This is a genomic window from Antarctobacter sediminis, from assembly GCF_019218285.1.
GTDB lineage: Bacteria > Pseudomonadota > Alphaproteobacteria > Rhodobacterales > Rhodobacteraceae > Antarctobacter > Antarctobacter sediminis.
Genome location: NZ_JAHUZG010000003.1, coordinates 571621 through 595646, shown reverse-complemented (window position 1 = coordinate 595646; position 24026 = coordinate 571621). Strand labels below are relative to the sequence as shown.

Below are 24026 nucleotides of genomic sequence, written 5' to 3'. Positions count from 1 at the left end.
GCGCCAAAGGCGCGGGAGCGTCCGTCCATCATTCCGCCGCCATCGCCTTGGGTTTCACGGGAACCACCTTGGCGTCCCGCACGTTCAGCGTTGCCTTGATCTTGCCCTTGCGGCCGTCCTCGTAGGTGACTTCCGTCTCGGTGTAGACGCTGTCGGATCCGTCGTACAAAGCGGTGACAAGATCTTCGAATTTCTCGGCGATGACCTTGCGGCGCACCTTCCGGGTCCGCGTCATCTCGCCGTCATCCGCGTCCAGTTCCTTGTGCAGGATGATGAACCGGTGGATCTGGCAGCCGGACAGCATCTCGTCTTGGGCGACGCTTTCGTTCACCTCTTCGACATGTTTCTGCACCGTATCCAGAACCTGCGGGTGACCCGCCAGTTCCTGATACGAGGCATAGGCGATGTTGTTGCGTTCAGCCCAGTTTCCGACCGCCGTCAGGTCGATGTTGAGGAAGGCCGTGCATCGATCCCGCCCCGAGCCAAAGACCACGGCTTCGAGGATATTGGGATAGAACTTCAGCTTATTCTCGACATATTTGGGCGCGAACAGCGATCCATCCGCCATCTGGCCCACGTCCTTGGCGCGGTCGATGATCCGCAGGTGGCCACTGCTTTCCTCGATAAACCCGGCATCGCCCGTCGCAACCCAGCCTTCGGCATCCTTGGTGTCCGCCGTACTGTCGGGGTTGTTGTAATATTCCACGAACGCACCCGGCGAGCGATAAAAGACCTCTCCGTTCTCGGCGATCCGCAACTCGACGCCCGGCGCGGGCACGCCCACGGTATCGGCGCGCACCTCACCGTCGGGCTGCACGGTGATAAAGACGCTGGCCTCGGTCTGGCCATAAAGCTGTTTCAGGTTGATCCCCATCGAGCGATAGAACGAGAAGATCTCTGGCCCGATGGCCTCACCGGCCGTGTAGCCCACGCGGATCTTGGAAAAGCCCAACGCGTTCTTCAGCGGCCCGTAGACAAGGAATTCACCCAACGCATATTTCAGCCGATCCAGTGCACCCACCGGTTTGCCGTCCAGAATCGAAGGGCCAACCCGGCGCGCATGGTCCATGAAGTGATGGAACATCGCCTTCTTGAATTTGCCGGCGTCCTCCATCCGGATCATGATCTGCGTCAGCTGCGTTTCAAAAATCCGCGGCGGCGCAAAATAATAGCTGGGCGCGATTTCCCGGAGGTCGGTCAACAGCGTATCCGCCGATTCCGGGCAGTTCACGCAGAACCCGGCCCAGTACCCCTGCCCGATCGAAAAGATGAAATCGCCGACCCAAGCCATCGGCAGATAGGCCAAGACATCATCGGTGCGGCGGATCTTGTCGAAATCCGAAGCCGAGCGCGCGCTTTCGATGATGTTGCGGTTCGACAGGACCACGCCTTTGGGCTTGCCGGTGGTGCCGCTGGTGTACAGCATCACGCAGGTGTCGTCATACCCCAACTTATCGCGGCGGCGCTTGAGTTCATTGATGAATTCGTCGTAGGCCGCGCGCCCCTGATCCTGAACGTGGCTGTATTGATGCAGATGCGAATGATCGTATTTCCGCATGCCGCGCGGATCGACATAGATCAGATGTTCGAACTGATGCAGATCGTCCTGCACCTCGATCACCTTGTCCGCCTGTTCCTGATCCGCGACGATGGCGAAACGGGCGCCGCAATGGGCCAGCACGTATTCCATCTCTTCGGCCACCGCGTCCTGATACAGCGGCACGGGTACTGCGCCGACGCTTTGCGCGGCCACCATCGACCAATACAGGTAGGGCCGGTTGCGACCGATGATGGCGATATGATCGCCCTCGGCCACGCCGAGGTTCAACAGCCCCAGCGCCAGCGCCTCGATTTCCTTTTCGGTTTCGGCCCAGGTCCAGCTTTGCCAGATCCCGTATTCCTTTTCGCGATAGGCAGGTGCCGAGCCGAACTCGGTGGCATTGCGGTGCAACAGTGCCGGAATGGAGCGCAGACCTTCTACGCCCTCAGCCATATGTGCCAAGTCTTTTCCTCCCCATGCCGGTTGCCCGGCATCCCTGTGTTGCCCGGCGTTACGGGCCATTCGCTGTTCGTCGCGATTCTGGCCTGTATTTGGGCAAGTCAGAGCCTCGCGGTCAACTTTTTCCTGAGGTTTTCCGAATCCTTACGAATTGTAACAGGCCCTCATCCGGATCTCGGCACGGAACCGGAACGCCCTGCCGCCGCGGCGCCATTTGCAGCCTCCGCAGCCTCCGCTAGGGTTGCAGGGAGGAGAGACGATGACCGACTACATCACCGGCTGCACGCATTTCGGCCATGCCAACATCATTCGCCTTGCCAACCGCCCCTTTGCCTCTGTTGGGCACATGGACGAGGTTCTGATCGCCAACTGGAACGCAACCGTGCGCCCACAGGACACGGTCTATCACCTTGGTGATTTCGCCATGGGCGGCGCACCGGGCGAGGATTATCTTGCGCGCCTGAACGGCAGGATCGTCCTGATGCAGGGCAACCATGACCCTCAGGGCTGGGGCGCGGATTACCTGAGGATCAAAAGCCATGGCAGCCGGGCGGTTTTGTTCCACTACCCGATCGAGGAATGGGACGGCTGGTTCGGCGGCGCGGTCCATTTCCACTGTCACACGCACAAACCGGACTTCCACTCGGCTCCGCGCCGCGGAAATGTCACGGTCGAGGCAACCGATTACCGGCCAGTCCGGCTGGACGCCGCCATTGCGCGCCTGAAGGATCCCCGCCCATGAACGAACTTGCCTTTACCCGCGCCGGGCTGAACCTGATCCAGCAGGGCATGACCATCTATGACAGCGATCTGCGGCTGGCGGTTTGCAACGCACCTTTCGCGCAGATGTTCGACCTGCCAGCCAAGTTCACCACCCCCGGGTCCCGCTTCGAGGACACGATCCGCCACCTTGTCGAACGCGGCGAATACGGAGATGTGGGCGACGCGGAAAAATGGGTCCGGGACCGGGTCGAAATCGCCCGCGCCTTTGAACCGCATTACATGGAACGGACCCGCGCCAACGGCCGCACCATCAGCGTCGAGGGCGCGCCGCTGCCGCAAGGCGGCTGGGTCACGGTCTACACCGACATTACACAGACCCGCGCCCAAGAAGAGCTTTTGCGCACCCGATCCGAGCTGTTGTCCGAGGAGGTCCTGAAACGGTCCGAGGAACTGGCTGCCACCAACCGCCGCCTTGCCGCCACCAACAAGGCACTGGAAGAGGCGCGCCGCGAACTGGCCGAAATCGAGGCGCGCACCCGCGCCACCACCCAGATGATGCCCGCCCATATCGCCCGGCTGGATGCCGAGGGTTACTACACCTTTTCCAACAACAAACTTGGAGAGGTCATGCCCGGCCGCCCGGCCTCGGTCATCGGGCTGCATATTTCGGAAACGCTGGGACCGCAGGCCTATGCCCGTGTCCGCCCCCACCTTGAAGAGGCACGGACGGGGCAGAAATCCATCTTTGAATTCACCGACGATTCCTCGTCTCGCCGAATCCGAGCGGCCTTTACCCCCGATCCGCTGGAACCGGGGATCTATATCCTCAGTCAGGATGTTACCGAGGAAACCCAGACCCGCACCGCCCTGCAACAGACCCGGCGACGCGAAATCGCGGCTCAGCTGACCTCGGGACTTGCGCATGACTTCTCGAACCTGCTGACAATCATCCTCGGCACCCAATCGCGGCTCGCCCGGATGGACCTTGGCCCAGAGGCCGAACCGCTGATTTCGGCCACGCTGTCCGCGGCCCGCCGGGGCGGGCGACTGCTGGACCGGATCGCCGATATGACCAGCCAGCGGGGCTGGCAACCGCGGCCCCTGTCGCTGCCCGCTTTCCTTGACGAATTGCGCACGCTGGCCACGCCGTCCCTGCCAGAAGGCATCACGTTGCACACCAGCGATGCGGACGCCGGCGGGCTGTACATGGTCGATCCAGGCCTGTTGCAGGACGCGCTGCTGAACCTTGTGCTGAATGCGCGCGATGCCTGCGGCACGCAGGGCTGCATCCGCCTGACCGCGCGCGAAGTGCAGGACACATGGCTGGAACTGTCCGTCGAAGACAGCGGCCCCGGCTTTTCCGAGGCGGCGCTGGAACATGGGCTGGAGCCGTTCTTTACCACCAAGGGCGGCGAAGGTTCGGGCCTTGGACTGGCCATGGTTTATGACATGACCAAGCTTTCCGGCGGGTCGATGCGCATCGGCAATACACCGTTTGGCGCGCGTGTTTCGCTGCGTCTGCCACTGCGCCGGGCGGAACAGGCCCCCGTGGCCGAAACCGGTCTGGCGCTTTTGGCCGAGGACAGCCCCGACCTGCGCGAAGCCATCCGCGAAATGCTGACCGATCTGGGCTTTTCCGTGGTCGAGGCCGCTTCTGTCGAAGAGGCCTGCGCGCTGGCCGAAGGTCTGCCCGACATTGCGCTGGTGCTGTCCGACATCTCGCTGGAGGGCGACACCCCCGGCTTTGCCCTGGCCGAGACCCTGCCGCATCTGCCACTGCGGTTCATGACCTCGCTGCCGCCGGATCATCCGCAGCACGTTCAGGCGCGACGGCTTGGCCCGGTATTGCCCAAACCCTTTTCTGCGGCGGATCTGGCGGGCTTCCTTGGGCTTGCCCCCCTTCCCGCCTCCGCACAAACAGGCTAACCCGCACGACATGAGCGCCCTAGTCACCATCCTCGACGACGAACCCGCCATCCGCGAGATGCTGTCCGAAGCCTTGACCGAGGCCGGGTTCCGTACCTTGTCCTTCGCCCGCGCGACCGAATTCGAGGCCGCCCTGCGGCGCACCACGCCGGATGTCTGCCTTGTGGACCTTGGCCTGCCGGATCGCGACGGGCTGTCGCTGGTGCATCGGCTGGCATTGGAACAAGGCGCGACGGTCATCATCATCTCGGGGCGGGCGCAGGTGCAGGACCGGGTGACCGGGCTGGAACTGGGCGCAGATGATTACATCATCAAACCCTTCGACCCGTCCGAGGTGGTTGCCCGCATCCGAGCGCGTCTGCGCGGCCGCACCCGCGCCGCGCCGTCGGACACCGCCCGATTCAATGGATGGACGGCACATTTCGACCGCTATGCGCTGGTCGACGAAAGCGGCGCGGAAACCACTTTTAGCCATGCCGAAGGCGAGGTTCTGCGGCTTTTCCTTGAAAGCCCCAAGCGCCTGATCTCACGCGCGCATATGCAGGAAAGCCTTGGCGGCGCGGCAGGCGAAAGTTTTGATCGGGCGATGGACGTGCGCATTTCCCGCCTGCGGACCAAGCTGCGGGAGGATCCCAAGAACCCGCGACTGATCAAGACGATCTACGGCGCAGGGTACATCTTTCTCGGCGAGGTCAGCTGGAACTGAACCGCCCCTGAAATAAGGACCGACATCAGATTGCCGCCCCCTTGGCCAACAGGTCCCAGGCCGCCCGCAGCACGCCTCCCCAACGTGCCCCGATAGAGTTTGTGATCGGCACGATCACCAAAGGCGCAAACCACAGCGCCTTGTGCCATCTCCGCAAGGGGTGAATGATCCGCAGGTGCCCAAGGTGTAGCGCCAGTGCAAGTGCCGTGACCGCGCAAAACACATGCATCCCCACCCAGCGCCCCCAATCCAGCGCCACGGGATACAACGGCAGGAACGGCAGGCCCAGCGCAAGGCCAAGCGCGATCCCAAGGCGCGGATGATCCGACCGGGTCAACACCCCGACCAGTGGCAACAGCGCCACAAGACAGGCCAATGCAAATCCGCCTGCCGACAGCGGGTTCAGCAGATCACGGACTGCCTGCGCCCCCTGCGTCCGGTCCTTTTCCAGCCATTGGATCGCGCCTTCGCAGATCTGTGGTTGCATCCCGCGCTCAAGCAAAGGGCGGCAGACCAGCGCCGCCTCTGGCACTTCGGAAAACCGAAAAGCAAAGAACAAGGCCAAGGCCGCCGCCCCGCAGGTTGCAAGGCCCAGCGCCACAAGCAATCCTTCCGCGACCTGCCCGCGCCCTAACCAAAGCAGCATCAGGTGGCAGGGTGCCATCAGCACCAGCGCCTCGTGCCCAAGAAACCCCAGCCACAACAGCCCCGATCCGATTACCACCAGCGGCGCGACCCCGCGCAGCAGGGCCAAGGCGGTTAACCCTAGCCCCACAAAGCCCAGCATCTCCTTGCGCAGCGCGCCCTCGTGCCCAACCACCCAGAGCACGGCAAAGAACCCGCAGGACAGCGCCATCGACAAGGCCAGCAGCGGGTCAAGAGTTCGCAACAGGCGGTGAACGACAAGGCAGAGCAGCGCAATCAGCAACAGTTGCGCACCACAAACCAGCCACAACAGCGGCACGCCGGTCAGATCGTGCAGCGCGATAAAGCCATCGCCGAAAAAGGCGCGACGGACCTCGACCAATGTTCCGTTGATCAGCCAGTCACCCTGCCGCCATGCGCTGCCGCCGGCGGCAAGATCCGCGCCCACGCGCGCCGACAGCGCCAAAGCGGCGACGGCAAACAGCGCGTCCAGACCCAGGCGCGCGGCCTTTGTCACTTGAGGACGCAGGGCGCCGAGCCCCTTGGCAGATTGTCACGGTCCAGCAAAGCTGTACCCCGTTGTCGCCCCCAGCATGTCATGCACCCAAGGCAACACCATGACCGCGACCATGCCCACCACGGCACCGATGCCCAGCCGGATCGGTGCGGTCCCAAGGCTTGGCCCGGCAAGGCCCAGAATGCCGCAGACGATGGCGTAGAAGACAAGCGAAACAGGGTCCATGGCGACACCTCCTTGCCATCAGCCTAGCCCAGCCATCCGCTTTCGCAAAACTCCGGTTTTCCAGCCCGTTCACAAGTCACCCTGCAACACGCGCGACAGCCCCGGCCAGTACCTGCAATCCGGTCACAAGGTCCGCCTCTGCCGTGTCCTCGGCGAAGTCATGGCTGATGCCGCCGATCGACGGTACGAAAAGCATCGCCGCCGGCATCATTCGCGACATGTTCGACGCATCGTGCAGCGCCCCCGAAGGCATCCTGCGCCACCGCCCCGGCACCGCCTGCTCGGCCGCCACTTCCAATGCGCCGCGCAGACGACCGTCCATCGCCACCGGAGCGATGCCCAGCATGGGGCCAAAGCGCAGCACCATGTCCCGCTGGCCCGCGATCTCCGCTGCCGTATCGCGGATGATGGTTTCCATCCGTTTCAGCCGATCCGGATCGCCATCCCGCCACTGCATCGAAAACTTGACCTTGCCGGGGACAATGGAATGGGCATTCGGGTGCAGATCCACATGGCCGATGGTCCAGACCGTCGACGGCGTCACCACGTTGCGCAGCCGTTCGTTCAGCAGCGTGTTGAAGCCGGACAGCGCCTGAAAGGCGTCTTGCCGCAGGGCCATGGGCGTGGTGCCCGCGTGGTTCTGCTGGCCTTCGAAAGTGATCACCATGTCGCGGATGCCGACGATGGCCTCGACCACACCCACGGCCTCGCCGCTCTGGTCCAACACCGGCCCCTGCTCGATGTGCATCTCCAGAAAACCCGTGAACCGGGCCGGGTCGATCCAGTCCCCCAGCCGGTCCCCCATGGCGGCGCGGGCCTGCGGCAAGGTCACCCCCTGTGGATCGACCAGCCCCTCCAGCTTGTCGCGCGACAAGGCCCCGGACCATGCGGCGCTGCCGGTGGTGACGCCGAACCGGCCCTCCTCATCCTGAAAAGACACGCATGAGACCGCAGGTCCGCCCGCCTCCCGCGCAGCCCGCGCAATTTCCAGCCCCGCGATCACCCCCAGCGCGCCGTCCAGCCAGCCGCCCTCGGGCTGGCTGTCAGAATGTGAGCCGATCAGCAGCGACGCCCCCTCGACCAGCCCGAAAACCGACCCCATCGGATCAAACCGTGCCTCCAACCCCGCCTCTGTCATGCGGCCCGCCAACCAATCGCGGGCGGCAATGTCCGCCTCGCTGTAGGCTGGCCGACGCACCCCTTTGCCGACGCCCGCCGCTCCAAACGAACGCAGGGTGTGGAGATCGGCAAGGAAACGGTCGGGATTGGGTGTCATGGGTTTTCCAGATGGTTCAAACGCGGATGGACATGCAGGATACAGGGGGTCAATGCATGGCGTGCGGGCAATCCCAGGGCATGATCTGCGGCCAGGAATGCGGCCTGCCAGCTTTCGGCGTGATCGGGACCACCCATTTCAAGATCACCCAGAAAGGACACGAAAAGACAGTAGGCGTCAACGCCCCGGCCCCGCAGCCACCACAGAAACGCCAAACGGTTTGCATACTGAAAGAAGACCCGCGCCCAGTTCGATCGGTCGTCTGCGCCAAGATCGGATTTGACCGTACGCAACGCGGTTTCGATCTGCGCAATGGATCGCGGTGCCGTCGCGGCAGAGGGCGGGCTGAGGAACTCGCGAATATGCGACTTGGCCTCGACCAGCACGACCTTGTCCCCGGTCTTGGCAAGGCCATCCCAAACCGGTCCGCCGCGCGGCCAGAACTCAGTCAAAGCCTCGGCGTGACGCGCCAGCCCCAATTTGTCCAAGGCCGCGCCGTCCCGATACTCTGACCAATCATCTTCGCGCCGCGGCGACACCCATTCCAACTGGGACAATTGCCGTGGTTGCAGCAACTCGGGCGATTGTTCGACCAACCGCTGCAAAGCCGCCTGACTGCCCTTGACCGCCTGCGGCATGGCACCTCCCCGCGCGCAACTGTTCCAGATTGCTCTGCTCACCAGACGCTTTGCGCCCGCCCGAGGCAAGGGCCAAAGGCCCGCGCCAAGGCAAGATGCGCGCGCCGCAAGGCGCGCACCTTTGGATCATCCGCTTGCCAGCCTCGCCCCCTGTCGAAATCCCGGTGCCCGAAGGGCTGGACCTTCGCCAAGACCGCGCCTAGCCTCGCGCCAGTTTCAAGGAGATCCGTCATGGCGACCGGCAGCAATATCCGCACCTATTTCAACGGCACATGGCACGAAGGCGATACAATGGTGATGCGCGCCGCAGATCATGGCGCATGGCTTGGATCCTCGGTCTTTGATGGCGCGCGGTACGTTCAGGGTGTCACCCCCGATCTCATGGCCCACTGCGCCCGCGTGAACCGCTCGGCCGAGGCGCTTATGCTGCGGCCAACCACCTCGACCGAGGACATGATCGCCATCGTCGAGGACGGGCTGAAGGCCTACGCCCCGGATGCGGCCGTCTATATCCGCCCGATGTACTGGGGCATCCACGGCGATGTAACCGCCATCGTGCCACAGCCGGAAGAGACCGGTTTTGCGATCTGCCTCGAAGAAATCCCCATGGCCCCGGAAAGCGCCGCCGCAACGCTGGGGCGGACCCGCTTTCGCCGCCCTGTGATGGAGGATGCCGTGGTCAACGCCAAGGCCGGGTGCCTGTACCCAAACAATGCACGGATGCTAGCCGAGGTTCGTGCCCGCGGTTTTGCCAATGCGCTGGTTGCCGATGCTATGGGCAATGTGGCCGAAACGGCCACGGCCAATGTCTTTATGGTGCGTGATGGCGTCGTCATGACACCAATCCCCAATGGCACCTTCCTGTCCGGCATCACCCGCGCCCGCCATATCGCCAACCTGCGCGCCGACGGCGTCGAGGTTGTTGAAACGGTGCTGACGTTCAAGGATTTCGAATCCGCGGACGAAGTCTTTATGTCCGGGAACATGAACAAGGTGACGCCGGTCTCGGGCTTCGAGGACAAGTCCTATCAGGTCGGCCCTGTGACCCGGCGGGTTCGCGAGCTGTACTGGGACTGGGCGCTCAGCGCCTGATCCCGGCCTGCGGATGGATCCGAAACTGGGCATCCTGCTGACGATCCTCGGCGTTTTCGTCGCGGTCATCGTGATGGTGCAACGGGCCAACCGCCCGCAAAATGCGCCGCGCCCGGCCACGCCATCGCTGGACGAACAACTGGCCCTGCTGGATCGTGCCGGTCTGCCCCTGTCGCCCGGTGTCACGCGCAACGACCTGACGGATTTCGGCCCCGCCGAAACCTACGAAGGCGATCCGTGGCGGTTGCTGCTGATGACTTTTGGCCTCAGCATCGACCGCCCGCCACATCTGCCCTATTGCCCGCGCGCCCACTTGATCCGAACCGATGACCTTGAAACACCAGAGGAGTACGCCCGTCAGATCGCGCATCTTGCCCGGGTTGCGGATGTGCCCTGCACCACGGACACGGCACGGGGTCTGACCGCGACCCTCGCAGGGCAAAGGCTTGATCTGTCCCTGAACCCAAAGGCCGGGTTCGCCGATGCCGACGCCATGGAACAGGTGCTGGACGCCCTACGATCCGCATTACCGCCAGACGAGGGGTTGTATTTCCTCGACACGCACCCCCAAGTTATCGTGTTGCGCCTGTCCCGTCAGGGTTTCGAATTGATCGACACCCGCGCCCCGGGCCTGCTGCGCAGCGACTGGCCCGGATGACCCGGGGGAAAGACACCTCCCTTATCCGATGGTCGCGCCCGACAACGCTGGACAGGCGCCCGGCCCTCTGCCACGATCCGCGCTCAGGAGAGACCATATGCGCAAGTTCCTCGTCGTCCTTGATGACAGCCGCGAATGCCTGAACGCCATGCGGTTCGCCGCCATGCGCGCCGCCAAAAGCAAGGGAGGCGTGGCGATCCTCTCCGTCATCCCGCCGGATGAGTTCAATCACTGGATCGGTGTTGGCGACATCATGCGCGAAGAGGCGCGCGAACGTATTCATGCCCATTTCGAGGTCTTCGCCAAATGGATGCGGGACAAGCAGGGCGTCGACCCCGAACTTATCATCCGCGAAGGCGACCCGATCACCGAAATCCTTGCTCAGGTGCAGGACGACCCCGAAATCGGGCTTTTGGTGCTGGGTGCGGCTGTCGACAAGAAAGGCCCCGGCCCCTTGGTGAGCCAGATGACGCGCACAGCCGGATCTCTGCCGATCCCCTTTACCGTCGTGCCCGGAGACATGTCCAAGGAACGGCTGGAAGCCATCACCTGACGTAGGCAGAGCCAGTTTAGAACCGTTCCAATCCTTGACGCATCTGCCTGTGAAGCGCATATAGGGATCAACCAGAAAAGGGTGATCCCAGATGTTCATTCAAACCGAATCCACGCCAAACCCTGCAACGCTGAAGTTCCTTCCCGGTCATACCGTGATGGAAATGGGCACGGCGGACTTTCCCTCGGCCGAGGCCGCCTCGGCCTCGCCGCTGGCACAGCGGCTTTTTGCCGTGGACGGCGTCGTGGGCGTCTTCTTTGGCAATGATTTCGTCACCGTGACCAAGGCCGATGCAACCGACTGGGATCACCTGAAGCCGGCGATCCTTGGCGCGATCATGGAACATTTCCAATCGGGCCAACCGGTGATGGCGGACGGCGCGGCGCAGGCCGGTGGCCATGCAGACCACGATGGTGCCGATGCCGAGGTCGTGGGCCAGATCAAGGAATTGCTCGACAGCCGCGTGCGCCCTGCCGTGGCGCAGGACGGCGGCGACATCACCTTCCACGGGTTCGATCGGGGCGTGGTCTACCTGCACATGCAAGGCGCCTGCGCTGGCTGCCCCTCGTCGACGCTGACCCTGAAAATGGGAATCGAGAACCTGCTGCGCCACTACATCCCCGAAGTGACCGAGGTCCGCCCGGTCGCCGTCTGAGCGCATTCGGGATCACATCTGGTGCAAGGCCCATGGCCGGGCCTTGCCACCCAAGGCCGTCCGTGCGCGGTTCAGGCACCGATTGCATGAGGCCGCCCGCACGGTCATAAGCCCCTCATGATCCTGTCCTTCGACACATCCGCACAACATTGCGCCGCAGCCCTGCTGTCCGGCGACACCATCGTTGCCGTCCGTTGCGAAGACATGGCCCGCGGACAGGCAGAGCGCCTTGTGCCCTTGCTGGAGGAGGTGCTGCGCGAAGGAGGTGCGGCATGGGCAGACCTGTCGCGCCTGGGCGTCGGTATCGGCCCCGGAAACTTCACCGGCATCCGAATCTCTGTGGCGCTTGCGCGCGGCTTGTCGTTGGGACTGGGCATTCCGGCCATTGGCGTGTCACTCTTTGACACGACCATGCGCCTGTCCAACCGGCGGCAAATTGCGGTCCCCGCCCCTCGAGATCAGGCCTATGTCTTTGACGCCGACAACATGCAGGTGCCGGTGCTTGCCCCGGCGCTGCCGGAGCCGGGCGTTGCCCTGTCAACGGATCATTCGGCCAGCGATCATGTTGCCATGATGGCCCGTATCGCCGCGACCCGCCCCGCCAACGCCCCCCGCCCGGCGCCGCTGTATATCAAACCCGCCGACGCCGCGCCGTCCCGCGATGCGCCGCCGGTGATGCTGGACTCGCCGGGCACGTCATGACTCCGGACACACTCGCAGAGATAGCGGCGCGCGCCTATCGCCACATGACCCCATGGACTGCCGCGCAGTTCCAAGCGACCCTGTCCCGGCCCCATGCGCTGCTGACCACGTGCGAACATGCCTTTGTTCTGGGCACCGTCGTCCTGGACGAGGCGGAAATTCTTGCGCTTGCCGCCGACCCTGCATTTCAGCGGCAGGGCCAAGCCAGCCGCGCGCTGGATAGCTTTCACAGGCAGGCCCGCGCAGGCGGAGCCACCCGGGTCTTTCTGGAGGTCGCGGCGCGAAACGCCCCGGCACGCGCCTTCTACGCGCGGCACGGCTATGCCGAAACAGGTCTGCGAAAAGGGTATTACGCCCGCCCCGACGGCCCGGCCGATGACGCCGTGATCATGGCGCGGACATTGTCTTAACGTCACCGGAAGTGACGTAAAAACCGGTTGACCCCTCCCGCCCCCTGCGGCTTTGATTGCAACATCATAAACGGTACGGGTGGCTTTTGCGCCCGTCACACCAGGGAGCTTTACATGACATTTCTTGCCAAGACCCTCGGCACCGCCGCCGCGCTGGCGCTGACCGCAGGCGCCGCGCTGGCCGATGCGGCCCTGATCTATGATCTCGGCGGCAAGTTCGACAAATCCTTTAACGAGGCCGCCTATACCGGTGCCGAGAAGTACAAGGCCGAAACCGGTGGCAGCTATCGCGACATCGAGATTCAGGCCGAAGCCCAGCGCGAACAGGCGCTGCGCCGCTTTGCAGAGGCAGGGTTCAACCCGGTCATCACCACCGGTTTCTCCTACGCCGAACCGATTGCCGCCGTGGCCGCGGATTACCCGGACACCAAGTTCGTCAACGTCGACGGCTGGCTGCCAGAGGTGCCCGAAAACGTCCTGCTGATCAATTTCCAGGAACACCAGGGCTCCTACCTCGTCGGCATGATGGCGGCGATGAAATCCGAAACCGGCACCGTTGGTTTCGTCGGCGGCATGGACATTCCGCTGATCCGCCACTTTGCCTGCGGCTATGCGCAAGGTGCCAAGGCGGTGAACCCGGACATCAAGGTGATCTCGAACATGACCGGCACCACGCCCGCCGCGTGGAACGACCCGGTGAAAGGCGCCGAACTGGCCAAGGCACAGATTTCGCAGGGCGCAGACGTGATCTATGCCGCCGCCGGTGGCACCGGGCTGGGTGTCCTGCAAACCGCCGCGGATGAGAACATCCTGTCGATCGGTGTGGACAGCAACCAGAACCACCTGCACCCCGGTTCGGTTCTGACCTCCATGCTCAAGCGCGTCGACGTGGCCGTCTATGAATCCATGATGGCAGGTGCCGATCTTGAAACCGGCAAGTTCATGACGCTGGGCCTTGCCGAAAATGGCGTCGGCTATGCTCTGGATGAAAACAACGCCGATCTCGTGTCCGACGACATGATGGCCAAGGTCGACGCAGCCAAGGCCGCCATCATCGACGGCTCGCTGACTGTCGTGTCCTACTACGAGAACGACAGCTGCCCGGCGCTTGATTTCTGATCGCCTGAGCTTTCGATCCACCTAGAAACAGGGGCCGCAGTCGCTGCGGCCCCTCCCCTTGCCCCGCGAAGGCCTCTCATGACCGACACCCCCGCCATCGAGCTCAAGGGCATTTCCAAATCCTTTGGCCCCGTGCAGGCCAACAAGGATATTTCCATCCGCGTCATGCCCGGAACGATCCACGGCATCATCGGCGAAAACGGCGCGGGAAAATCGACGCTGATGTCGATCCTCTACGGTTTTTACAAGGCCGACTCGGGCCAGATTTTCATCAACGGAAAACAGACCCAGATCCCCGACAGCCAGGCCGCCATCGCGGCAGGCATCGGCATGGTCTTTCAGCATTTCAAGCTGGTGCAGAATTTCACCGTCCTTGAAAACGTGATCCTTGGTGCCGAAGACGGCGGATTGCTGAAACCCTCGCTGTCGAAGGCACGCGGCGTGTTGAAGAAGCTGGCCGAGGACTATGCGCTGAACGTCGACCCGGACGCCATGATCGAGGATCTGTCAGTCGGTCACCAGCAGCGGGTCGAGATCCTCAAGGCGCTCTACCGCGAGGCAGAGATCCTGATCCTCGACGAACCCACCGGCGTGTTGACCCCGGCCGAGGCCGACCACCTGTTCCGCATCCTCGAAGGGCTCAAGCGCGAGGGCAAGACGATCATCCTGATCACGCACAAGCTGCGCGAGATCATGGAGATCACCGATACCGTCAGCGTCATGCGGCGCGGCGAGATGACCGCCACCGTCAAGACCGCCGAAACCTCGCCCGAGCAACTGGCCGAGCTGATGGTCGGCCGAAAGGTGCTGCTGCGCGTCGACAAGACCCCCGCCAAACCCGGCAAACCGGTGCTGGAAGTGGAAAACCTGCGCCACGTGGACAGCGCCGGGGTCGAACGGATCAAGGGCGTTTCGCTCAAGGTGCATGCTGGCGAAATCCTTGGCATCGCGGGCGTGTCCGGCAATGGACAATCAGAGCTGCTTGAGGTGCTGGGTGGCATGGTCTCGGCCACCGGCACGGTGCGTGTCAACGGTGAAGAGATCGACCTGACCGGCAAGTTTTCCGACGGTCAGTCACGCCGCGCACGCGGCATTTCCCATGTCCCCGAAGACCGCCAGCACGAAGGGCTGATCATGCCCTACACCGCGTGGGAAAACGTCGCCTTCGGCTATCACCACGATCCCAAGTACCAGAAAAACAAGCTTTTGATGGACAATGCCGCCATCCGCCGCGATGCCGAGGGCAAGATCGAACGCTTTGATGTGCGCCCGCCGAACGCCAACCTCGCGGCGCGCAACTTTTCCGGCGGCAACCAGCAAAAGATCGTCCTTGCCCGCGAAATCGAGCGTAACCCGGACATCCTGCTGGTCGGCCAGCCCACCCGCGGCGTCGACATCGGCGCGATCGAATTCATTCACCAACAGATTGTCGCCCTGCGAGACCAGGGCAAGGCCATCTTGCTGGTCTCGGTCGAGCTGGACGAAATCCTGTCCCTTTCCGACCGCGTGGCCGTCATGTTCGACGGGCACATAATGGGCGAGCGCCTGCCGTCCGAAACCAACCAGACCGAACTGGGTCTGCTTATGGCAGGCGTGACAGAGATGCCGCAGACCGACAAACCGCTGATCGAAGCGGTGGACGAACAACTCGAAGCACAAAAAGACCGGGAGGCCGCGCGCCATGGCAACACCTGACCGGGCGCAAGACCCCTTTGGGCAAGCCAGAGAGCTGCCCATGACGATCTCCCGCCACCTGCCCAGCAAGGAGCCGCGCCATGGATAAGATGCCCGCCTGGGCCGACGCGATCCTCGTGCCCCTGATCTCGATCCTTCTGGCAGCCGCGATTTCCGCGCTGGTCATCCTTGCCATCGGGCAAAGCCCGGTCGAGGCCTTCAAGCTGATGGTCGACGGCGCGCTGATGAAATCCTCTGGCTGGGGCTATACCCTGTATTACGCCACCAACTTCACCTTCACCGGTCTTGCCGTCGCGGTCGCCTTCCAGGCGCGGATGTTCAACATCGGCGGCGAAGGGCAGGCGCTGATGGGCGGGCTGGGCGTGGCGCTGGCCTGTCTCTACATTCCCTGGCCGCATTGGACCATCGCGTTGATCGGCGCCACCGCCTCCTCGGCGATATTCGGGGCGGCTTGGGCCTTTATCCCCGGCTATCTTCAGGCCAAGCGGGGCAGCCATATCGTCATCACCACGATCATGTTCAACTTTATCGCTTCGGCGGTGCTGAACTACGTGCTGGTCAACGTGCTGAAACCGCAGGGCGCAATGGAACCGGCCTCGGGCCGTTTCCCGGAAACAACCTTCCTGCCCACCTTCCAGCAGATGTTCTCGACCTCGGAAACTGTGCTGTTCCGGGGTTCACCGGCCAACGTGACCTTCTTTGTCGCCATCCTTGCCTGTATCGCGGTCTGGCTGCTGATCTGGCGCACCCGGCTGGGCTACGAAATCCGCGCCTTTGGCCATTCCGAAACGGCAGCCAAATACGCGGGCATCTCGCCGGTGCGGATCACCGTCATCACCATGCTGATTTCTGGCGGGCTTGCGGGCCTGATGGCGCTGAACACCACAATGGGCGAGGCCGAGCGGCTGGTGCTGAACGCCTCCGAAGGGGCCGGTTTCCTTGGCATCGCCGTGGCGCTGATGGGACGGTCGCACCCTGTCGGGGTCTTCCTTGCCGCGCTTCTGTTTGGCTTTCTCTATCAGGGCGGGGCCGAACTGGCCTTCTGGACATCCATCCCGCGCGAGTTGGTGACCGTGATCCAGGCGTTGGTCATCCTCTTTACCGGGGCGCTGGACAACATGATCCGGATGCCGCTGGAACGGGTCTTTCTGTCCCTGCGCAAGGGAGGCGCGTGATGGATTTCAACACGATCATCCAGGTGCTGGACAGCACTGTCCGCCTGTCCACGCCGCTATTGCTCGCCTGCCTTGCCGGCCTGTTCTCTGAACGCTCGGGCATTGTCGACATCGGACTTGAAGGCAAGATGCTGATCGCCGCCTTCTTTTCCGCCGCCGTCGCCTATATGGCCGTGACCAATGAAACCTGGACGCTGCACCTGCCGTTCACCGATGCGACCATCGACATGACATGGATGCGTGGCCTGCTGCCGCCTGTGGGCTGGGGCCTGCTGGCCGGGATCGCCTCGGCCATGGTGCTGTCCGGGATTCACGGGCTGGCCTCGATCACCTTCCGCGGCAACCAGATCATCTCGGGCGTGGCGCTGAACTTCCTGGCCTCGGGCCTGACCGTCCTGATCGCACAAACCTGGTTCTCGCAAGGCGGGCGCACGCCGTCGCTGATCGGCAACGGCCGGTTCGAAGAACTGCACCTGCCGTTCGCGGATCAACTGCGCGATGTCGCGGTGATCGGCCCGATCTATAGCGACCTGATCTCGGGCCACTCGATCCTTGTCTACGTCGCCTTCCTGATGGTGCCCCTGACGTGGTGGATCCTGTTTCGCACCCGCTTTGGCCTGCGCCTGCGCGCCGTGGGCGAAGCGCCCGAGGCCGTGGATACCGCCGGCGTCTCGGTCACCGGTCTGCGCTTTGCCTCGATCGCGATCGCAGGTGTGTTGTGCGGTCTGGCGGGTGCCTACCTTGCCACCGGCCTGCAAGCGGGTTTCGTGCGTGAGATGACGGCAGGCCGCGGCTATATCGCGCTTGCGGCGCTGATCTTTGCCAAGTGGCGGCCTTGGTACGCGCTGGGGGCCTGCCTGTTGTTCGGCTTTCTTCAGGCGGTTGCTCTGCGCTTTCAGAACATCGATCTGGGCGCCTTTACCGTCCCGGTTCAGGTGATGGACGCGCTGCCCTATATCCTGACGGTGGTCATCCTTGCGGGCTTTGTCGGCAAGGCCATCCCGCCCCGCGCCGGCGGCGAACCCTACGTCAAGGAACGCTGACGACAACGGCGCGCGGCCTACCGGGCCGCGCCCGCCTTCCGCGCCCGAAAGCAATCGTTACAACGCCCTATTGCTGCGCTTGCAAAACACCCGGACATGGGTCTAGCTTGACCCATGCAGGTCTACCTCCCCATCGCCGAGGTCTCCGTCAACGTCTTTCTCCTACTGGGTCTTGGTGGCCTTGTGGGCGTGCTGTCAGGCATGTTCGGCGTCGGCGGCGGGTTCCTCATGACACCGCTCTTGTTTTTCATCGGCGTTCCGCCCGCCGTGGCCGTGGCCACGGGCGCAAACCAGATTGTCGCCTCCTCTGTCTCGGGGCTGATGGCGCATCTCAAGCGAAAGACGGTCGATCTCCGAATGGGAACTGTCTTGCTGATAGGCGGCCTTGTCGGGGCGGCCCTTGGCGTCGTGCTGTTCAACTACCTGAAATCTCTCGGTCAGGTCGATCTGCTCATCAACCTCTGCTACGTGGTGTTCCTTGGCATCATCGGCGCGCTGATGTTCGTCGAAAGCCTCAACGCCCTGCGGAAATCCCGTCGCGGCACACCGCCCAAACGCAAGAAACACAACTGGGTGCATGCACTGCCGTTCAAGATGCGGTTCCGCGCCTCGGGCCTCTATATCTCCGTCATCCCGCCGCTTCTGGTGGGCCTCTCGGTCGGCGTTCTGGCGGCGGTCATGGGCGTCGGCGGCGGCTTTATCATGGTGCCTGCCATGATCTACCTGCTGAACATGCCCACCAAGGTGGTCATCGGCACCTCGCTGTTCCAGATCATCTTCGTGACCGGCTTTACCACCCTGCTTCATGCCACGACGAACTATACGGTCGACGTGGTACTGGCGGTGATGCTGCTGGTGGGCGGCGTGATCGGCGCTCAGGTAGGCACCTCCATCGGCATGCGGCTCAAGGCCGAACAACTGCGCATCCTTCTGGCCGGTCTGGTGCTGCTGGTCTGTGGCAAGCTGGCGCTGGACCTGCTGCTCACGCCGTCGGAACTCTACGTCATCACCGCAGCAGGGAGCCATTGACGATGCGCCTCTTCCTGTTGCTCCTGATGCTCACCGCCCTGCCCGCCCGGGCCGAGCAAGTGGTGCTGGGCCTCAGCAAGGACATCGTCCAGATCTCGACCAATTTCGACGGGTCTGAGATCCTGATTTTCGGCGCGATCAAACGCGAAACCCCGATCGATGCCGAACCGCTGCAAGTCATCGTCGCCGTGGCAGGCCCGCAGAAACCGCTGACCGTCTGGCGTCAGGCCCGGCGCATGGGCATCTGGGTCAACGCCCACGCGGTCGAGGTCGACTCCGCACCCAGCTTCTACGCCATCGCCACCTCCGCCCCGTGGGATCAGGTGATCTCCGACACAGAGGATCTCCGCCACAAGGTCTCGATCCCCCGCGCCATCCGTTCCGTCGGCGCCCCAATGGACGTGCCCGATGCGCAAAGCTTCACCGAGGCCGTGATCCGCATCCGCACCGACGAAGGCACCTATCAACTGCTCGAAGACACTGTCACCCTGCGCGAACAGACGCTCTTCGACACGGCCATCTCGATGCCCGCCAACCTGACCGAAGGCACCTACCCCACCCGGATCTACCTGACCCGGGGCGGAACGGTCATCAGCACCTATGAAACGGAAATCGAGGTCCGCAAGGTCGGACTCGAACGCTGGCTCTACGGGCTGTCGCGCAATCAGCCCTTCCTCTATGGCCTGATGTCGCTCTTCATTGCCATTGCCGCAGGCTGGAGCGCCTCCACCGCCTTCCGCATCCTGAGGTCGCAATGAGCCGCCCGCCCGTCGGCACCCGCGCCGACTACCGCGCCTTTCGCCCGCTGCCCACCCGCTGGATGGACAATGACGAATACGGCCATATGAACAATGCGACCTACATGTCCTTCATCGACACCGCCGTCAGCCTCTGGCAGCTCGACTTGGGCATCCAGATCCGCGGCCCCGGAGCCCTGCGTCTGCTCACCGTCGAAAATGGCTGCCGCTACCATTCCGAAACCGGCTTCCCGGACCTGATCCATGCCGGCCTGCGCATCCCCCATGTCGGCAGTTCCTCCGTGCGGTTCGAGATCGGCCTCTTCCGCAACGACGAAGAGACCGCCAGCGCCGAAGGTTTCTTTACTCAGGTCCTGACCGGCCCCGACGGTCGCCCCACGCCGATCCCGACCGAAATCCGCACCCATTTCAACAGCCTCAGCACCTGAGCCTCGTTTCTTCTTGGCGAAAACACTCCGGGGTGAATGCGCCCTGCGCAGAGGGGCAGCGCCCCTCACACCGCTTGCGCAACGCGCAAGCAGCCCCGTCACGCCGCAGGCGTGGCCGCTGGATCAGGCCTTTTCGTTGAAATAGGCGTAGATCCGTTCCGCCAGCGCATCGCTCACCCCGTCGACCGCCTTCAGATCGGCAAGATTGGCGCGGCTGACCGCCTTGGCCGAGCCGAAATGCGCCAGCAAGGCCCGCTTGCGCGAAGCACCGACACCGGGCACCTCGTCCAACGGGTTGGCCATCTGTGCCTTGGCGCGTTTCGCCCGGTGCGTGCCGATGGCAAAACGGTGCGCCTCGTCGCGCAGGCGCTGCACGAAGTACAGCACCGGGTCGTTGTGGCGCAGCGCAAAGGGCCGCTGTCCGGGCCGGTGGAACTCTTCCTTGCCGGCATCGCGGTCGATGCCCTTGGCGACGCCGACAAAGGGCAGGTCATCCACCCCCTGTTCTGCCATGATCTCGGCTACCGCGCTAATCTGCCCGGCGCCGCCGTCGATCAGCATCAGGTCCGGCCACAGCCCCTTGCTGCGATCCGGGTCGTCTTTCTGCAACCGGGTCAGGCGGCGCTTCAGCACTTCTTTCATCATGCCAAAGTCATCGCCCGGCACCAGGTCGTCACCCTTGATATTGTACTTGCGGTACTGGTTCTTCATGAACCCGTCCGGCCCGGCTACGATCATCGCGCCCACCGCATTCGTGCCCTGGATGTGGCTGTTGTCATAGACTTCGACCCGCTGCGGCGGGCCATCCAGGTCAAAGGCCTCGGCCAGTCCGCGCAGCAGCTTCGCCTGCGTCGCGGTTTCCGACATCTTGCGTCCAAGGCTCTCCTTGGCGTTGCGCAGCGCGCCATCCACCAGTTCCGCCTTCTCGCCGCGCTGCGGGACCGAAATCTCGACCTTGCGTCCCAGCTTCTCGGACAGCGCCTGACACATCAGGTCCTCGTCCTCGATGCCATGCGACAGCAGCAACAGGCGCGCCGGGTCCTTCTGGTCATAGAACTGGCCCAGAAAGGCCTCCATGACCTCGGCGGGATCCACACCTTCGCCCACGCGCGGATAGAAATCCTTGTTGCCCCAGTTCTGGTTGGCGCGGATGAAAAACACCTGCACGCAGGCCTGCCCGTTCTCCATATAGAGCGCGATGACATCCGCGTCGGTCGTGGTCTGCGGGTTGATCCCCTGCGCGGTCTGTACCTGAGTCAAGGCGCGGATCCGGTCGCGCAGCGCGGCGGCGCGTTCGAATTCCATCGCGTCCGAGGCCTCGGCCATCTGCGTCTTCAGCCGTTCCTGCACCTCGGTGGATTTGCCGGACAGGTAGCGCTGCGCATCCTTCACGCTACGGGCATAGTCCTCTTCGGTGATCTTGCCAACGCAGGGCGCGGTGCAGCGTTTGATCTGGTATTGCAGGCAGGGGCGTGTGCGCGTCTCGAACATGCTGTCCGAGCAGTTGCGCAGCAAAAAGGCCTTTTGCAACTGGTTCAGCACCCGGTTCACCGCGCCGGCGCTGGCAAAGGGGCCGTAATAGGCCCCCTTCTCCTTCTTGGCGCCCCGGTGCTTCTTGATCATCGGAAAGGCGTGATCGGTGACAAGGATATTGGGAAAGCTCTTGTCGTCCCGCAACAGAACGTTGAACTTGGGCTTGAGCTGCTTGATGAGGTTCTGCTCCAGCAGCAGCGCCTCGGTTTCGGTCCGCGTGGTCAGGAACATCATCGACGCAGTTTCCGAGATCATCCGCGCGATCCGCCGCGAATGTCCCGAGGGCCGCGCATAGTTCGACACACGCGCCTTCAGGTTGCGCGCCTTGCCGACGTAAAGCACGCGCGATTGCTCATCCAGCATCCTGTAAACGCCGGGCGAAGCGTCTAGCGTCTTGAGGTAGCCATGGATGACCTCATGCCCTTTCGGCACGCGTTGCTGATCGTCGGGTTTGTCGTTCAATGCCGGTATTCCTGCCCCTGCCGGGTTTGCGCGATTCCTTGCCGTTGCTGCAATGCGCAGCGCGCCGGTTCAAGAGGTTAAGCATCCACCGTTTGTGTGGATAAGTCTGCGGGCAAAATCTGGGGAGACGGAATTTTTCTTTGTTTCGTGCCCACTTCGCTGCCGTGCCTAAAATTTGGGCATATTTTCAAGCGGTTGATTTTACTTGAAAAATTTATTGGCACGTTGCAACCCATTGAGACTCTTAACCTTTTCGTAACGCTTTTGTTAAGGGTTTGTGACCCGTGCAAAACTTTCGTCAGCGCGCTTATTCCACGCCTGTCACGTCCGGTGTTTCCCAACCAAGATGTTGCCCGCCGTCTATGCAGAACAACTGCCCGGTGACCGTTTTTGCCCCAAGAAGGTAGACCAATGCCCCGGTGATATCGTCAGGGTCAACTCCACGTTGCAGAACGGTGGCGGCGCGCTGGCGGGCAAAGGATTCGGCGTCTTGTCTTCCGCCTTGAAGGGTTGGACCCGGTCCGATGCCATTGACCCGCACCCGCGGGGCCAAGGCCTGGGCCGCTGTCCGCGTCAGGGTCCACAACGCCGATTTGGCCAGCGTGTAGGTCATGAACTCGGGCGTCAGCTTGCGCACCCGTTGGTCGATCATGTTGACCACCAGCCCCTGCGCAACGGGCTCGCCTCTCGCGTCAGCGACCGGTTCAGGGATCTGCGCCGCCAGCGCCTGTGTCAACACAAAGGGCGCTCGCAGGTTGCTTTCGAAATGCCGGTCCCAGCTTTCGCGCGACGCGCTGGTGATGTCGTCGTACTCAAAGATCGAGGCATTGTTCACCAGAACCGTCACCGGTCCGCCCAGCGCCTCTGCCGCGCGCGGGATCAGCTCTTGTGCCGCAGTTTCGTCCAACAGGTCAGCTTGCAGCGCGATAGCCTGACCGCCCCTGCCCCGGATTCCTTCGACAACCTCATGAGCGGGGCCTTCTGACCGGGCATAGTGGACCGCAACGGCATAGCCTTGATCCGCCAGCGCCTCGGCCATAGCGCGACCCAATCGCCGCCCCGCCCCGGTTACCAGCGCGCGCCCAGCCTGTCCGTCCATGTGGTCCTCCGTCAAATCAGTACGATTGTGACATAGCCCACATACAGCGCCGACAAGACCACGCCCCAGACGCGCCCCAGATCACGGCCAAAAAAGACGAAAGGCACCAACAGCAGCGACGCGCCCAGCATCACCCAAAAATCGAACTGCAAGAAGCCCGGACCAACACCAATCGGCGCGATCAGCGAGGCAACCCCGATGATGGCCAGCAGGTTGAACAGGTTGGACCCGATCACGTTGCCGATAGCCACGTCCGCCTGACGGCGAATGGCCGCCATGACAGTGGTTGCCAGCTCCGGCAGCGACGTGCCCAGCGCCACCAGCGTCAGGCCAATGACCGCGTCGGGAACACCGAACATGTGGGCGATCTCTTCGGCGCTGTCTACCAGCAGGTCCGCGCCCAGCGGCAGGCCAATCAGGCCCAGCGCAAGAAACAGCCCGATGCGCCACCACGGCATATCCGGATCCGCTCCTTCGGGTTCTTCCAGTTCCTCGTCGGCCTTGCCCTCTGCCCGGTGCTTCAGCGCCCCGCGCAACTGGCTGCCCAGAATGACCAGAAGCATGGCCAACAGGATCAGAGCGGCGATCCAGTCAAAGACCCCGCGGAACCCAAGCGCGATGAACACCAGTGTCCCCGCCAGCATCTGCAAATAGCTGGATCGCGTATCGCACTGACTGGTGTGCATCACGGTGATCAGGGCGGGGATACCCAAGACCAGCAGCACGTTGGCGGTGTTCGACCCCACAACGTTGCCCAGCGCAATACCCGGCGCGTTTTCCAGCGCCGCCTTGATCGAGATCAGCAGTTCCGGTGCCGAGGTGCCAAAGGCAACGATGGTCAGGCTGACCACCAGCGCCGGGATGCCCACCCGCAAACTGAGGTTCACCGCCCCTTTGACCAAGGCATCCCCAGCCAGAAGCAGGATCAGAAGCCCAAGCACCGCATAGACGAATACCATG

Annotated in this window: 25 protein-coding genes; 16 read left to right on the top strand and 9 right to left on the bottom strand. The window is 63.2% G+C overall.

Annotated elements, in window-relative coordinates:
- Positions 1 to 28: 28 nt before the first annotated feature.
- Positions 29 to 1993, bottom strand: coding sequence for an AMP-binding protein (locus tag KJP30_RS17885; RefSeq protein WP_218450694.1), 1965 nt, complete (start codon positions 1991 to 1993; stop codon positions 29 to 31).
- Between the two features lie 265 nt (positions 1994 to 2258).
- Here KJP30_RS17885 and KJP30_RS17880 point away from each other — a divergent pair, with 265 nt between their 5' ends.
- Genes KJP30_RS17880 through KJP30_RS17870 form a run of 3 tightly spaced genes read left to right on the top strand, consistent with a single transcriptional unit; the run spans position 2259 to position 5354 of the window.
- Positions 2259 to 2741, top strand: coding sequence for a hypothetical protein (locus KJP30_RS17880; protein WP_218450693.1), 483 nt, complete (start codon positions 2259 to 2261; stop codon positions 2739 to 2741).
- Complete coding sequence (locus KJP30_RS17875; protein ID WP_218450692.1) at positions 2738 to 4648, top strand: hybrid sensor histidine kinase/response regulator; 1911 nt, start codon at positions 2738 to 2740, stop codon at positions 4646 to 4648. Before KJP30_RS17880 ends, KJP30_RS17875 begins: the two co-directional genes overlap by 4 nt.
- A 10-nt stretch (positions 4649 to 4658) precedes the next feature.
- Positions 4659 to 5354: a response regulator transcription factor gene (locus tag KJP30_RS17870; RefSeq protein WP_218450691.1), complete on the top strand. Its 696-nt coding sequence runs from the start codon at positions 4659 to 4661 to the stop codon at positions 5352 to 5354.
- Positions 5355 to 5379: 25 nt separating this feature from the next.
- On the opposite strand, the gene KJP30_RS17865 is transcribed toward KJP30_RS17870, so the two are convergent.
- The 5 genes from KJP30_RS17865 to KJP30_RS17845 all read right to left on the bottom strand — a co-directional run bounded on the left by KJP30_RS17865 (position 5380) and on the right by KJP30_RS17845 (position 8888).
- On the bottom strand, positions 5380 to 6516 hold the full coding sequence (locus KJP30_RS17865; protein WP_218450690.1) for a hypothetical protein: 1137 nt from the start codon (positions 6514 to 6516) through the stop codon (positions 5380 to 5382).
- Positions 6517 to 6552: 36 nt separating this feature from the next.
- Positions 6553 to 6741 (bottom strand): hypothetical protein, encoded by a 189-nt coding sequence (locus KJP30_RS17860; protein WP_218450689.1) that lies wholly within the window; start codon positions 6739 to 6741, stop codon positions 6553 to 6555.
- A gap of 76 nt (positions 6742 to 6817) precedes the next feature.
- Complete coding sequence (locus tag KJP30_RS17855) at positions 6818 to 8017, bottom strand: Zn-dependent hydrolase (protein WP_218450688.1); 1200 nt, start codon at positions 8015 to 8017, stop codon at positions 6818 to 6820.
- The gene (locus KJP30_RS17850; RefSeq protein ID WP_218450687.1) at positions 8014 to 8655 is read right to left on the bottom strand and encodes a hypothetical protein; all 642 of its coding nucleotides are present in this window, start codon (positions 8653 to 8655) and stop codon (positions 8014 to 8016) included. Before KJP30_RS17850 ends, KJP30_RS17855 begins: the two co-directional genes overlap by 4 nt.
- 38 nt (positions 8656 to 8693) lie before the next feature.
- Positions 8694 to 8888 carry a hypothetical protein gene (locus KJP30_RS17845; RefSeq protein ID WP_218450686.1) on the bottom strand — a complete coding sequence of 65 codons (195 nt, stop codon included), beginning with the start codon at positions 8886 to 8888 and terminating at the stop codon, positions 8694 to 8696.
- On the opposite strand from KJP30_RS17845, the gene KJP30_RS17840 reads away from it, so the two are divergent.
- From KJP30_RS17840 to KJP30_RS17780, 13 genes are all read left to right on the top strand, one after another.
- The gene (locus KJP30_RS17840) at positions 8887 to 9747 is read left to right on the top strand and encodes a branched-chain amino acid aminotransferase (RefSeq protein ID WP_218450685.1); all 861 of its coding nucleotides are present in this window, start codon (positions 8887 to 8889) and stop codon (positions 9745 to 9747) included. The genes KJP30_RS17845 and KJP30_RS17840 overlap by 2 nt on opposite strands.
- A 13-nt stretch (positions 9748 to 9760) precedes the next feature.
- Positions 9761 to 10405 carry a hypothetical protein gene (locus KJP30_RS17835; protein WP_218450684.1) on the top strand — a complete coding sequence of 215 codons (645 nt, stop codon included), beginning with the start codon at positions 9761 to 9763 and terminating at the stop codon, positions 10403 to 10405.
- A gap of 97 nt (positions 10406 to 10502) precedes the next feature.
- On the top strand, positions 10503 to 10958 hold the full coding sequence (locus KJP30_RS17830; RefSeq protein ID WP_218450683.1) for a universal stress protein: 456 nt from the start codon (positions 10503 to 10505) through the stop codon (positions 10956 to 10958).
- Positions 10959 to 11049: 91 nt separating this feature from the next.
- A complete protein-coding gene (locus tag KJP30_RS17825; protein WP_218450682.1) occupies positions 11050 to 11613 on the top strand; it encodes a NifU family protein in 564 nt (187 codons plus the stop codon).
- A gap of 117 nt (positions 11614 to 11730) precedes the next feature.
- A complete protein-coding gene (gene tsaB, locus KJP30_RS17820) occupies positions 11731 to 12315 on the top strand; it encodes a tRNA (adenosine(37)-N6)-threonylcarbamoyltransferase complex dimerization subunit type 1 TsaB (RefSeq protein WP_218450681.1) in 585 nt (194 codons plus the stop codon).
- Positions 12312 to 12725 (top strand): ribosomal protein S18-alanine N-acetyltransferase, encoded by a 414-nt coding sequence (gene rimI / locus KJP30_RS17815; RefSeq protein WP_218450680.1) that lies wholly within the window; start codon positions 12312 to 12314, stop codon positions 12723 to 12725. The genes tsaB and rimI overlap by 4 nt, the downstream gene beginning before the upstream one ends.
- A gap of 114 nt (positions 12726 to 12839) precedes the next feature.
- Entirely contained in the window at positions 12840 to 13844 is a 1005-nt protein-coding gene (locus KJP30_RS17810) for a BMP family lipoprotein (protein ID WP_218450679.1), read from the top strand.
- Positions 13845 to 13922: 78 nt separating this feature from the next.
- On the top strand, positions 13923 to 15539 hold the full coding sequence (locus KJP30_RS17805) for an ABC transporter ATP-binding protein (protein ID WP_218450678.1): 1617 nt from the start codon (positions 13923 to 13925) through the stop codon (positions 15537 to 15539).
- A gap of 80 nt (positions 15540 to 15619) precedes the next feature.
- Complete coding sequence (locus KJP30_RS17800; protein WP_218450677.1) at positions 15620 to 16714, top strand: ABC transporter permease; 1095 nt, start codon at positions 15620 to 15622, stop codon at positions 16712 to 16714.
- Positions 16714 to 17757, top strand: coding sequence for an ABC transporter permease (locus KJP30_RS17795; protein WP_218450676.1), 1044 nt, complete (start codon positions 16714 to 16716; stop codon positions 17755 to 17757). Before KJP30_RS17800 ends, KJP30_RS17795 begins: the two co-directional genes overlap by 1 nt.
- Positions 17758 to 17871: 114 nt before the next feature.
- The gene (locus KJP30_RS17790) at positions 17872 to 18786 is read left to right on the top strand and encodes a sulfite exporter TauE/SafE family protein (RefSeq protein ID WP_218450675.1); all 915 of its coding nucleotides are present in this window, start codon (positions 17872 to 17874) and stop codon (positions 18784 to 18786) included.
- Between the two features lie 2 nt (positions 18787 to 18788).
- The gene (locus KJP30_RS17785; RefSeq protein WP_218450674.1) at positions 18789 to 19544 is read left to right on the top strand and encodes a TIGR02186 family protein; all 756 of its coding nucleotides are present in this window, start codon (positions 18789 to 18791) and stop codon (positions 19542 to 19544) included.
- Positions 19541 to 19972, top strand: coding sequence for an acyl-CoA thioesterase (locus KJP30_RS17780; protein ID WP_218450673.1), 432 nt, complete (start codon positions 19541 to 19543; stop codon positions 19970 to 19972). Before KJP30_RS17785 ends, KJP30_RS17780 begins: the two co-directional genes overlap by 4 nt.
- A gap of 123 nt (positions 19973 to 20095) precedes the next feature.
- Here KJP30_RS17780 and uvrC read toward each other — a convergent pair whose 3' ends face one another.
- The 3 genes from uvrC to KJP30_RS17765 all read right to left on the bottom strand — a co-directional run bounded on the left by uvrC (position 20096) and on the right by KJP30_RS17765 (position 24025).
- Positions 20096 to 21967, bottom strand: a complete 1872-nt coding sequence (gene uvrC / locus KJP30_RS17775; protein ID WP_218450672.1) for an excinuclease ABC subunit UvrC — start codon at positions 21965 to 21967, stop codon at positions 20096 to 20098.
- 307 nt (positions 21968 to 22274) lie between these two features.
- The gene (locus KJP30_RS17770) at positions 22275 to 23066 is read right to left on the bottom strand and encodes an SDR family oxidoreductase (RefSeq protein WP_218450671.1); all 792 of its coding nucleotides are present in this window, start codon (positions 23064 to 23066) and stop codon (positions 22275 to 22277) included.
- Between the two features lie 11 nt (positions 23067 to 23077).
- A complete protein-coding gene (locus KJP30_RS17765) occupies positions 23078 to 24025 on the bottom strand; it encodes a calcium/sodium antiporter (RefSeq protein ID WP_218450670.1) in 948 nt (315 codons plus the stop codon).
- Position 24026: the final 1 nt, after the last annotated feature.